The organism is Pinirhizobacter sp. (genome assembly GCF_035317885.1).
Classification (GTDB): Bacteria; Pseudomonadota; Gammaproteobacteria; order Xanthomonadales; family Rhodanobacteraceae; genus Pinirhizobacter.
This window is the reverse complement of record NZ_DATHFX010000429.1, coordinates 1-8,961: the sequence shown is the minus strand read 5'-3', so window position 1 is coordinate 8,961 and position 8,961 is coordinate 1. Positions and strand designations below refer to the sequence as shown.

The 8,961-nt window shown below is 63.6% G+C and carries 11 protein-coding genes; 2 read left to right on the top strand and 9 right to left on the bottom strand.

Features of this window, described 5'->3' with window-relative positions:
• On the top strand, positions 1 to 1,556 hold a 1,556-nt coding region (locus tag VK519_RS14170), incomplete at its 5' end, for an ATP-binding cassette domain-containing protein (RefSeq protein WP_324350801.1).
• Here VK519_RS14170 and VK519_RS14165 read toward each other — a convergent pair.
• The 7 genes from VK519_RS14165 to VK519_RS14135 all read right to left on the bottom strand — a co-directional run bounded on the left by VK519_RS14165 (position 1,529) and on the right by VK519_RS14135 (position 6,685).
• A complete protein-coding gene (locus tag VK519_RS14165; RefSeq protein WP_324350800.1) occupies positions 1,529 to 1,936 on the bottom strand; it encodes a hypothetical protein in 408 nt (135 codons plus the stop codon). The genes VK519_RS14170 and VK519_RS14165 overlap by 28 nt on opposite strands.
• Before the next feature lie 100 nt (positions 1,937 to 2,036).
• Entirely contained in the window at positions 2,037 to 3,488 is a 1,452-nt protein-coding gene (locus VK519_RS14160; RefSeq protein WP_324350798.1) for a flavin-containing monooxygenase, read from the bottom strand.
• Positions 3,489 to 3,552: 64 nt separating this feature from the next.
• Positions 3,553 to 4,326: a DNA/RNA non-specific endonuclease gene (locus VK519_RS14155; RefSeq protein ID WP_324350797.1), complete on the bottom strand. Its 774-nt coding sequence runs from the start codon at positions 4,324 to 4,326 to the stop codon at positions 3,553 to 3,555.
• A 141-nt stretch (positions 4,327 to 4,467) separates the two neighbouring features.
• Positions 4,468 to 5,076, bottom strand: a complete 609-nt coding sequence (locus VK519_RS14150) for a 2OG-Fe(II) oxygenase (RefSeq protein WP_324350796.1) — start codon at positions 5,074 to 5,076, stop codon at positions 4,468 to 4,470.
• A 71-nt stretch (positions 5,077 to 5,147) separates the two neighbouring features.
• Complete coding sequence (locus tag VK519_RS14145) at positions 5,148 to 5,531, bottom strand: carboxymuconolactone decarboxylase family protein (RefSeq protein ID WP_324350795.1); 384 nt, start codon at positions 5,529 to 5,531, stop codon at positions 5,148 to 5,150.
• A 122-nt stretch (positions 5,532 to 5,653) separates the two neighbouring features.
• Positions 5,654 to 6,343, bottom strand: coding sequence for a nuclear transport factor 2 family protein (locus VK519_RS14140; protein WP_324350793.1), 690 nt, complete (start codon positions 6,341 to 6,343; stop codon positions 5,654 to 5,656).
• A 120-nt stretch (positions 6,344 to 6,463) separates the two neighbouring features.
• Complete coding sequence (locus VK519_RS14135) at positions 6,464 to 6,685, bottom strand: tautomerase family protein (RefSeq protein ID WP_324350792.1); 222 nt, start codon at positions 6,683 to 6,685, stop codon at positions 6,464 to 6,466.
• A gap of 142 nt (positions 6,686 to 6,827) precedes the next feature.
• Between VK519_RS14135 and VK519_RS14130 the strand changes: the two genes are divergently transcribed.
• Complete coding sequence (locus VK519_RS14130) at positions 6,828 to 7,973, top strand: Fic family protein (protein ID WP_324350790.1); 1,146 nt, start codon at positions 6,828 to 6,830, stop codon at positions 7,971 to 7,973.
• Here the strand turns inward: VK519_RS14130 and VK519_RS14125 are convergent.
• The gene (locus tag VK519_RS14125) at positions 7,970 to 8,425 is read right to left on the bottom strand and encodes a hypothetical protein (protein ID WP_324350788.1); all 456 of its coding nucleotides are present in this window, start codon (positions 8,423 to 8,425) and stop codon (positions 7,970 to 7,972) included. The two genes, VK519_RS14130 and VK519_RS14125, sit on opposite strands and share 4 nt — an antisense overlap.
• A 163-nt stretch (positions 8,426 to 8,588) precedes the next feature.
• A partial coding sequence (locus VK519_RS14120; protein WP_324350786.1) for a hypothetical protein occupies positions 8,589 to 8,961 on the bottom strand: 373 nt, incomplete at its 5' end.

Below are 8,961 nucleotides of genomic sequence, written 5' to 3'. Positions count from 1 at the left end.
TGTTGCCCCTGATGCAGCCGTCGCTGCTGGGCCACGGATTATTCAGCATGGGCAGCACCGACGCACAGGCGATTGCCTTCAGCGTCGCCACCATCGCCTTCGCCCTGATGCGCTGGCAATCGGCGCGCCTGGGCGCATGGCTGGTCGGAAGTCTCGCCCGTACCTTGCGGCAACGCGCACATGCCCGCTTGATGGCTGCGCCCATCGCATCGCTGGCTGATTTCCCATCGTCGGAGATCGCCAACGTCCTCACCTACAACGTCGAGATCATCGTCTCGGGGTACGGCGCGCTGCAGCAACTGCTGGTGGCCGCCCTTACCTCGGTGGTGACCCTCGCCTTCGCCGTGTGGATATCACCGTGGTTGGTATTGGCCGTGCCCCTGCTGGTGGTGGCGGGGTTGTTGGTGTCGCGCAGTTTCGGCCGCGAACAATCGGCCGTGAGCCGTCGCTTCATACGGGACCTCACCGACCTTTTCTGGCACAGCGAGGATTTTCCGCGCCGCCTGCGCCACGTGCGTTCGTTCGAGCGCGAGACCGCCGAGGAAAAGAGCCATCATGCCGTGTCGTCCCGCCTGGCCCAGGGTTACAGGAGGCAGCAGGAACTGATTGCGTCCGGCCGGCTGGTGCTGGAGCTGATGGCGGCGCTGGGCGTGGGCGCAGTCTTCATGCTGGCCCACCGCTGGCAGGGAATCGACCAGGGTTCGCTGGTGGCCGTGTGCCTGCTGCTGGTACGGCTGCTGCCTTCCGTACTGCTGACCCGGCAAAGTTTCCAGCAATGGCGGTCGGCCGTGCCGGCGTTCGAATTGTGGCGGAAGTACATACAGCTGGACACGACACAGCCGGCGGCTTCGCCGAAGCAAGCTCCGGATGCGGCGGATGTGATCCACATCGAACGAGTGCGGGTGACACCGCCTAGCCCAGGTGTCACCTTGCTCGACATCGAGCTGAGGCCCGGCGAGCTCACGCTGATCTCCGGCCGCTCGGGCATCGGCAAGACGAGCCTGGTGGATGTGCTTGCGGGCATGACCGAACCGGAAGTATTCGTTGCGCGCGACAGCTTCGGACCGATCGATTTCGACGACTATCGTGCGCACGTGCGCCGGGGTGCCTATGTGGGCCAGCAGGTACGCCCATGGCAACGAACGGTGCGCGAATGCCTGCTATGGGCGGCGCCTGGCGCCACCGAGCGGCAGCTGGGTGACGCATTGCGCGACGTTGGCCTTCTGACGCGGCTGGAGGCCTCGACCGACGGATGGGATACGGCACTGGACGATGCGTCCAGCCGGCTGTCCGGCGGCGAGCTGCAGCGATTGATGATGGCGCAGGTGATCCTGCGCCAGCCCCACCTGGCCGTGCTGGACGAAGCCACCAGCGCACTGGACGCGCCGTCGGAGTTGTCGGTACTGAAGGCGGTGAAACGACGCCTGCCCGGCACCGTCATCCTGGTGGTATCACACCGTGCAGGCGTTGCGGATATCGCCGACCAGCACATCTCGATCGAAGGCTCGCTCGTCCAGCGCAGCACTCATCATTTCGCTGCGGCGACCCGCTTGTAGGGAATGAATGGCCCAAGGCTCACGAAGCCCTTCGGAAAGCCTACGCTCCGGTCGACCATGCGCACGATGTCCATCTTGCACAGCTGAGTGCCGGGTGTTTTCGTCACAAGGATATCGTCGCTGGATAACGAGTCGGCGCCGCCCCTGGGGTAATTGACGTAGATCGTCGTTCCGAAGTCGTACACGATGGCCGTGTGGTTGATCACCCGGCTACCTTGCGCCTGGGGCAGGTTGATGCAGCTCACAGGCGGCCCCGCTACCCGACCTTCAAGCAACTTGGCCAGCTCTTCGGCGGGGTCGTGCTTGCTGGCGGCCAGGGCACTGCCGGAAACGGCCAGGGCCGCGGTACTGAGAGCGAGGATCTTGGTGAGGGTGCGCATGGGAATTCCTCCCGGCTGGGGACGCATGCCCATGGTATGCCGATACACATCCTCCGGAAGTCCCCGCGGAGGCCGCGGGTTACCCGCCGTTAGGCCATGGCTAGCGAAGCTCCAGCCACCGGTCGGGAATGGGACCGGCGACAAGCATGCGGCGATCGTGTCCGTAGTGGTGTTCGACGGCCCAGGGATAGGTACGGCCCTGGCGAGGCATCACCGCATCGCCGCGCTTGACGTATCCCGCCGTTAGCTGCCCCAGCACGTTGCCTTCGGCCGCCACGCCATCGAGATCGCGTGGCGTTGCCACGGCGGCGCCAATGGTGTCCATGTGGGTGAGCAAGCGGCAAACATAAGCGGCAGCCAGGTCCGCCTTCAATGTCCAGGGCGCGTTTGCATATCCGATGACGCAGGCGAAATTGGGCAGGTCCTGCACCAGCACGGCTTTGTAGAGCATGCGGTCATGCAGCGGTTGCGGCACGCCATCCACGCGCACCTGCATGCCACCGAGTACCTGGATAGTCAGGCCCGTGGCACTCACCACGATGTCCGCCGGCAACTCCTGGCCCGATGCCAGGCGAATGCCCGTTGGCGTGAAGGTATCGATGCGGTCGGTGGCCATCGAGGCCTTGCCCGCCTTGATGACCTTGAAGAGGTCCGCGTCGGGTACCACGCAGACGCGCTCGTCCCAGGGCATGTACGAGGGGGTGAAATGCCGCATGTCCATGCCCTTGCCCGCATACAGGCGCATCTGCGCCACCAGCAGGCGGCGCATGGCATGCGGCCAGCGGCGACAGGCAAGGTAGAGGCCGCGCTGGATCGCGATCATGATCCGACGCGCCATCCGGTGCACGACAGCCTTGGGCAGTATGTGGCCCAGCAGCTTCGAGATCGGATCCACACCAGGGAGCGAGATGATGTAGGAAGGCGACCGTTGCAGCAACGTCACATGGGCCGCCTTTTCCGCCATGGCCGGCACCAGCGTCACGGCCGTGGCGCCGCTGCCGATCACCACCACGTTCTTGCCGGTGTAGTTGAGGTCGGACGGCCAGTGCTGGGGATGGACGATCGTGCCGCCGAAATGCTCTTGCCCGGGAAACGATGGCTGGTAGCCGGCGTCGTAGTCGTAGTAGCCCGTGCAGCTCACCAGGAACCTGGCGGTGAACACCTGCTGGCGGCCTGTTGCTTCATGCACCGCGTGCAGTGTCCATGCACCATCGGCGCCGCTCCATTCGGCGCGCTGCACCTGAAGGCCGTAGTGGATCTTTTCTTCCACGCCGTATTCGCGGGCGGCGTCCTGGATGTACTGCCGGATGGATTCGCCGTCGGCCATCGTGGTCGGCGACTGCCATGGCCGGAACGCATAGCCGAAGCTAAAGACGTCGGAGTCCGAGCGGATTCCCGGGAAGCGGAACAGGTCCCAGGTACCGCCCAGGCGCTGGCGGCGCTCAATCAAAGCCACCCGCTTACCTGGATGCTCGCGCGCCAGGTGACAGGCCATGCCGATGCCGGCAAGGCCTGCCCCGATGATCACCACGTCGAACCGCTCCTCGTCCATGGCCTCCACCGCAGAACGGATGTGGCCTCAGCATAAGCGTTTCAGGCGGCATTGCCCATGTGAATCAGTTGGGCAGGGGCAACGAGATGGGATGGGATTTGACCGAGGTGCTGAGCGACGGAAACGGGTCGATGCCGGTCTCGTCGATGATCGCCTGCACCGAGACTACCTCGCAGGTGGGCACGTCGACATTGGTGCATTCCCACGCGGCGGCACCGCCTTCATCGGGATCATAGATAGCCTTCCACGTGTAGTTCGGCACTACTACGGCGTCGGCGCCAATGGTGTCCGGTGTAGGGCCGTCGAAGGCGGGGCCTGTTACCACGTAGACCTCACCATCACTGGTAGCCATGTTACGCACGGTGGTCTCGATGCGCTCCCACTTGCCGGTGTTTAGCACGTGCGACTGCGGCACCATGTTGGCCAGCGAGAAGCTCTGTTTCTGCGAGGCGGCATCCGGCTCGTCGCCCGCAGGCGTCATATGGCCGCGGTCGTAGCCGCTGCCTTTGTAGTCGGCCAGTTCCGAACGGTCCGCCACCGGGATACCCGTTTCGGCATGGAATGAATCCTTGCGCGAGATATTCCCGGCATCGGCCACCTGTTCGGCGGTGATGTGCTCGGCGGACCACAGCGGTCCCTTGGTAACGCCAGACGCATCCATGGAGTACGCGTCAAAGCAAATGGTGGTGGTGCGCTCAGCGAGCGAGGTATCGATCAGGTCGGGAGCCTGGCCGCCCTGGAACAGCGATGGGCAGTTGGTATCGGCGGCATGGCCGGCGAACGGCAAGACGAGCAGCAACAGCGCCGCATGGACGATGCGAAGGTGACGCTTGGACATTGGCTGTTTCCCCATGAGCAGAATCACGCAAAGTCCCCCTGCGTGATCGAGTGTGCCGCGCCAAGTGTTGCAGCTGGCTACGTATCCGCCCGTGCATGTCCACAGTTGGGACACGCGTCACATGATCGCAAGATCATGCGTTCAGCGATGTCGAGGGCGTTGCCGCATCCAGCAGGCAATGCTCATCCGCGTGCGCGTGGCCGGCAGCACTTCGTGCAGGATGTCCGAAGACATGAACAAGGCCAGCGTTCCCGCACGCGGGAATATGTCGCACGTGACATTCCGGGCAAGGTGCAGGCGCAATGCGCCACCTTCGTCTTCGAGCCATTGATCGTTCAAGTAGAACACCGCCGACACCACCCGCTCGTCGGAATCGCGCAGACGGTCCACATGGGGCACATAGCCCGTGCCGATGGCGTACACCGCATAGTGCGATTCACTTTCCACCATGGTGAGCATCAGGGCGCGGTTGAGCGAACGCATCAGCGCATCGATACCCGCCACGAACACCGCCTGGGCGGCCGTCGGCGCGAGCGCGTCGAACCACTCGGTAACGTCGCCACGCAACCGGCCTGCGCTATGTGAGGATCCCGTGGCCGCGACCCGCATGGCTCCACGTGAATGCTGGGCCGCACATTCCTCGCCCAAGTCACCTGTCTGCGCCGCCGTCAGGAGCCCGTCGGCCACACACCACCGGTCCGCGGCCAACGCCGCCGCCACAGGCGCGAAGCCATCACGGGAGATATCCATGCCCGCAGTCTACGCCCCCAAAATGGGGTCAGAGTCATTTAAATAAAAATGACTCTGACCCCGATTGGCCCCTAATGGGCCTCCACCAGGAGGTCTTTCAGTTCCACCAGGCTGTTGCGCACGGAGGGGCCGCTGGCGTACAGCACCAGCTGCAGGATGGTCTCGGTGACTTGCTGGCGCGTGGCACCCATTTTCAGCGCAGCTTCCGCATGCGCCCGCAGCTGTGGCATGGCGTGGCCAAGCACCACGCAGGCAGCCACCAGGATCAGTTCGCGTGTGGCCAGGTCCAGGCCCGGGCGGCTCATGATCGTACCCATCGCCACGTCCACGGTGATTTCGGCGAAAGCGGGGCAGACATCGGCAACCTCGGCCATCATCGCCTCGCCGGCGTGGCCGCCATGCAGCTTGTCGATCAAGGCCAGGCCGCGGCGTCGAAGTTCGGTTTGCTCGGTCATGCGGGGATGCTCCAGTGGAACACCGCCAGCATGCCCGCGACATCGACCGCGATAAACGCAGGTTCGGTACTAATTCCTTGAACCTGGAGTTCGCAATCGGCCAAGCCGGATTACCCGGCCGACTAAGCTCGATCCTTCGCCAGTTTCAGGTCATTGAACTTGCGCCGCTCGATTAGTGCATCGACCTTGCCGTCCGCGCCGCGGTGGAAGATCAGCAGGTTTCTTTCCTCGTCGCTGCCCATGAACACGTCGTGGGCGATCGGCTGCAATACGTTGGGCGTACCGCCGGCATGCGTGGTGTAACTGAGCACGCCGCCTTTGTTGACCACCGTCCACGCGCGGGTGGGCGCATAACGGAAAGAGCCGACGTAGTCGTCAGGATTCAGGTTCGCCACGGTGAGCCTGGGCGGATCGGTGGGCAGTGTGGAATCCGCATAGCCGGCGAGCTTCCAGCCATCGGCCTGCTTGACATAAGTCCATAGCGACTCGTAGCGCACGATGAGTTTCTGCCCGAACACCGTCTCCTGCTCGTATTCCTCCACCTGCAGCAAGGCGCTATCGCCGTGTTGGGTCACGTGCGGATCACGTAATTGAATGCTGCCGGCGAACCCGGGCGGGAACGCGTGCAACGAATCGATGGTGTCGGCCTTGTGCGCGATACGGCCGAATTCATCCACCAGCACCGCATCGTCAGTCAACAGGCGTTGCCAGGTTGCCTTGTCGCCGGTGGGGAGGCCATCCACCAGTGCCTGGGTCGAAGCGAGCAATTCTTTCTGCAGGGAAGCCGGGGCGTCGGCGGCTGAAGCCGGCATGACGATGGCTGTTGCGAGTAATCCAAGCGCAATAACAGGCGTACGAACTGGCATGGCGGTGCCTCCCCGAGGTGGCAGCGAGCATGCACCGCCCTCGAGCCGCACTGCCCGTGCATGAAGTCACGTGGCCACGTCGTTCACGCCGGACTTTTCTGCCTGTACTTCGGCCATCGTGCGCAGACCCGTACCCCAATGCGAGGGATTCACTTCGGTTACCACGATGGTTACGGCGTGCTCAGGCACGCCCAGCACACGGACGGTGGTCTCGGCCAGGGCCTTGATGTACTCGGTCTTCTTCTCGGGGGTGCGGCCGCTGAGCATCTGGACGGAGAGGACGGGCATGTTGCGTTCCTTCGAGGGTGGGGATCGGCGCACTGTAGCCTGTCGGTGAGCCGATCCGGCACCTTAAGCGGCTCACCTGGTGAGCCGATGCGTTCCTTGTATCGGCTCACAATATGAGCCGATCACATGCTAGGCTCGGCTCATGAGCGGAGAATCGCCACCTTCAGGGCCCTTCTATATCTGGCAACAGCCTGATTGGCCTAAATTTTTCTGGTCGGCGGAGGCTCTAGCCGCCGCCCTGCGAGCCTGTCAGCAGGCTCAGGGCCGCCTGCTGGGCATGGTCGACGCAGCAGCCCGGGACGACCAGGCGCGAAGCGAACTCGACGCACTGCTGCAGAACATCGTGACCTCGTCGGCCATCGAAGGCGAGCGACTGAACGTGGAATCGGTGCGCTCATCGTTGGCCCGGCGGCTCCGCGTGGCTGGAGAACCCAGGCGCCCGGCGACCGCGCGCAGCGAAGGCCTTGCCGAACTCACCCTCGACGCCACGCAGAACGTCGATGTCCCGCTCGACCTGCCTCGACTGCTGCACTGGCATGAGCTCCTATTCCCCGAACAGGAAAGCATCCTGCCGATGCACGTGCGCGTGGGCAGCCTGCGCCGGGATGAGCCGATGCAAGTGGTCTCTGGCCGCATCGACCGGCCAACAGTGCACTTCGAAGCGCCACCGCGCGATGGCTTGGATGCTCAACTGGACGCATTTCTGGCGTGGTTCAATGCCAGTCGCGATGACGCCGCGATGGACCCACTGCTGCGCGCAGGCGTCGCCCATTTCTGGTTCGTCACCCTGCATCCGTTCGACGACGGCAACGGTCGGCTTACGCGCGCCATCAGCGACCGTGCGCTAGCCCAGGGCGAGAACCAGGCCATCCGTTTCTATGCCATGTCGTCGAGCATCCTGGATGACCGCAAGGGCTACTACCAGATACTGGAAACCAGCCAGAAGGGCGGCCTGGATATCACCGCCTGGCTCGAATGGTTCCTACGCACCTTGCTGGCAAGCCTGCGGCAAGCCCTGGGCCACATCGACCGGGTGCTGGCGAAAGCACGCTTCTGGCAGGAACATCGATCGCAATCACTGCTTCCCGAGCAGCTGAAGGTGATCAACCGTTTGCTCGACGGCGGCGAACGGGCCTTCGAAGACGGCATCACCGCCTCGAAATACCAGGAGGTGGCCAAGGTGTCCAAGGCCACGGCGACGCGCCACCTCGCCGACCTTCTTGAGAAGAGGTTGCTGGTGCAATTGCCCGGCGGGGGAAGCAAGACGCGCTATCGGGTCGCTTGCTAAAGCACTGCCAGCGCTACGGGGCCAGAGTCACAAAGACTCTGACCCCTAATGAGCTGGCGGGTGCGCAGGGCCTGGGCCCAGTGGGGTGCCTGGGTGCATTCTTCTCGCATGCGCTCGATCTCCGATTTCCAGCGCCCCAGGTCTTCGCACGAACGCGCGGCTTTCAGTACCTGATGCACGAGGTCGTTGCGGCGTCCACGTATACGCTTCAGGCGCCGGAGCCAGCGGCGGAATTCCACCAGCGTCGTGTCGCGCCGGTTATACAGGCCTTGCACCAACTCGTTGAGAATCGCTATTTGGTTGGTGAAGTTAAGCCTACGTAGTACTGGCCCAGAAGCGATGGGACTGGCTTCGGGAAGACAGGCGGTGATGCAAGATTCCAGGCACGCCTCGATGCGTGCGGAAAGCACCATGACTTCGCCGACTACAACGTAGATTTCGTTTTCTTCCATGACTGACATCGACACTCCGGGCGGTGCGCCACCCTCGCGATGAGGGTGGCGGCGTGCCGGGTTCGAAAAACCGTAAAAGAGGGAAAACGGCTCGGGATAAACCCGCGCCGGCACAAAGTTCGGTAGCCCTTTTCTATCGCAGCTTGCTCAATCTGCTACTCGATCAAGTGCGAACAATGCCAATGCCCAACGCGGCAAGCTCGTTGGTGGCCGATGCCGGTGTATCGCGCTCCACCACGACGGTCGTGGCCATCGTGGCCGGCCCGATCACGAAGGGCGAGGCGGCGTTGATCTTTTCGCGCGAGGCCAGCACCACCACTTCGGCCGCGCGCGCGGCGAAGGCGCGCTTCACCAGCGCTTCTTCCAGGTCGCCGGTGCTCAGGCCCGCGTCGGCGTGAATGCCAGTGACGCCCATGAAGTAGAAGTCCGCGCGGATGTCAGCGATCGCCTGGATGGTGGCGGCGCCTACCGACACCATCGAATGCTTGAAGAGGCGGCCACCGATCATCACCACCTCGACGTGCGGGTGGTTCATC

What these genes read in the sequence shown, in the direction of transcription:
- VK519_RS14145 (WP_324350795.1), bottom strand. Translation starts at nt 5,531, where the DNA reads ATGACCGAGCAAACCGAACTTCGACGCCGCGGCCTGGCCTTGATCGAC.
- VK519_RS14165 (WP_324350800.1), bottom strand. Translation starts at nt 1,936, where the DNA reads ATGCGCACCCTCACCAAGATCCTCGCTCTCAGTACCGCGGCCCTGGCC.
- VK519_RS14125 (WP_324350788.1), bottom strand. Translation starts at nt 8,425, where the DNA reads ATGGAAGAAAACGAAATCTACGTTGTAGTCGGCGAAGTCATGGTGCTT.
- VK519_RS14135 (WP_324350792.1), bottom strand. Translation starts at nt 6,685, where the DNA reads ATGCCCGTCCTCTCCGTCCAGATGCTCAGCGGCCGCACCCCCGAGAAG.
- VK519_RS14155 (WP_324350797.1), bottom strand. Translation starts at nt 4,326, where the DNA reads ATGTCCAAGCGTCACCTTCGCATCGTCCATGCGGCGCTGTTGCTGCTC.
- VK519_RS14140 (WP_324350793.1), bottom strand. Translation starts at nt 6,343, where the DNA reads ATGCCGGCTTCAGCCGCCGACGCCCCGGCTTCCCTGCAGAAAGAATTG.
- VK519_RS14160 (WP_324350798.1), bottom strand. Translation starts at nt 3,488, where the DNA reads ATGGACGAGGAGCGGTTCGACGTGGTGATCATCGGGGCAGGCCTTGCC.
- VK519_RS14150 (WP_324350796.1), bottom strand. Translation starts at nt 5,076, where the DNA reads ATGGATATCTCCCGTGATGGCTTCGCGCCTGTGGCGGCGGCGTTGGCC.
- VK519_RS14130 (WP_324350790.1), top strand. Translation starts at nt 6,828, where the DNA reads ATGAGCGGAGAATCGCCACCTTCAGGGCCCTTCTATATCTGGCAACAG.